Origin of the sequence: Cellulomonas septica (genome assembly GCF_012396155.1) — a bacterium.
Taxonomy (GTDB): Bacteria; Actinomycetota; Actinomycetes; order Actinomycetales; family Cellulomonadaceae; genus Cellulomonas; species Cellulomonas septica.
In genome coordinates, this window is sequence record NZ_JAAXOY010000723.1 from 1 (window position 1) to 1,710 (window position 1,710).

The 1,710-nt window shown below is 72.5% G+C and carries 2 protein-coding genes; both read right to left on the minus strand.

Translation table 11 applies throughout. The annotated features are described in order from the left end of the window. A partial coding sequence (locus HGA02_RS18565; RefSeq protein ID WP_168680797.1) for a DUF4956 domain-containing protein occupies nt 1-618 on the minus strand: 618 nt, incomplete at its 3' end. Between the two features lie 273 nt (nt 619-891). After that, nucleotides 892-1,710, minus strand: an 819-nt coding sequence (locus HGA02_RS18570; protein ID WP_168680799.1) for an ATP-binding protein, incomplete at its 5' end; no start/stop codon positions are given.

Below are 1,710 nucleotides of genomic sequence, written 5' to 3' on the forward strand. Positions count from 1 at the left end.
CTCGCCGGGCACGTGCGTGGCCCCGACCCGGCCGGCGGCGTGCCGGCGGTTCCGTGCGGGTGCGCCGGGCCGCGGGGGCGGCGCGGTCTCGTACCGGACGTCGACCCAGGTGGTGTCGTTGACGAGGTCGACGCGCTGGACGGAGACGCTGTGCACGCGTGCCCCGAGGAGCTGCTCGACGCGGGCGACGAGCGCGACGGGGTCGGTGACGGCGCCGTCGAGGACGATCTCCTGCCGGTGGTGCCGCCGCAGCAGGCGCGGGTGGTCGCCGACGAGGATCGCGACGAGGATCAGCGCCATGAGCGCGGGCGTCTGCCACCACGTCGTGAGCGGCAGCGCGCCGAGGATGCCGAGCGCGAGCGCCGAGAAGTAGTAGGCGACCTCGCCCTGGTCGATCTCGGTCGAGCGGAGCCGGATGATCGACAGCACGCCGAACAGCCCGAGCCCGAGCCCGGCCGCGACGCCGGACGTGGCCATGGTGGACGCGACGGCGAGGACGCCGACGTTGACGCCGACGAACGCCGCGACGAGGTCGCGCCGGCGGTGCCGGTGGAAGTAGAGCGCGGCGAGGAGCGTCACGGCGACGAGGTCCGTGAGGATGTGCGTGAGCTGGGTCAAGGCGGGCCCCCTGCGGATGTCGTCGTCCACCACCACGGACGGGCGGTGGACTCCGGGTGAACACGAGGGACCTTCCGGGTGTCGACGGAATGCGGTCAACCCGCCGAATCGATTCCGTCCTTGCTTTTCCACGACGCGTTTTGCTATCGAAATCGCGCGCGCTGACCTGCGACGATGTGAGCGCGCACATCCCGACGAATCGATCCGAGAAATGCCCGCGCGTGCCGGTGGGAGGCGTCTTCCGGGCGGCTTTCGATATCGCCGTGGAGGGCGTCAGGCGAGCAGGCTCCAGTAGTGGCCGAACTCGCTGGGCAGGGTGAGGCGCCCGAGCTTGCGGTACTCGCGGTAGACGGCCGCGACGACGTGACGCATCGCGACGGTCCCGCCGTCCTGCGCGGCGAGGTACGCGGCGGTCACGGCGGCGGACCGGATCGCGCCGCCCGCGAGCTCGAACGCGTCAGCGCAGAACGTGAGGTCGACGTCGGGGTCGCGCGGCACCCGGGCCCCGAGGCTGCGGTCCCACAGGGCGACGCGCTGCCCGGCGTCGGGGACGGGGAAGTCGACGACGACGTCGAGGCGGCGGATGAACGCGTCGTCGATGTTCGCGCGCAGGTTGGTCGCGAGGATCGCGAGCCCGTCGAACGTCTCCATGCGCTGCAGCAGGTACGCGGACTCGATGTTGGCGTACCGGTCGTGCGCGTCCTTGACCTCGCTGCGCCGCCCGAACACGGCGTCGGCCTCGTCGAACAGCAGCACGGCGTTGACCCCGGCGGCGCCGGCGAAGATCCGTTCGAGGTTCTTCTCGGTCTCGCCGATGTACTTGTCGACGACGGTCGCGAGGTCGACGACGTACAGGTCGAGCCCGAGCTCGTGCGCGACGACCTCGGCGGACATCGTCTTGCCCGTGCCGGAGTCGCCCGCGAACAGCGCCGCGACGCCGTGCCCGCGCCCGCCGCCGGGACGCATGCGCCAGTCGCCGAGCACCTGCTCGCGGAACCGCGCGCGCGTCGCGACCTCCTGCAGCGAGCCGAGCACGTCGGGCGGCAGCACGAGGTCGTCCCAGCCGACCGCGGGCTCGATGCGCCGGGCGAG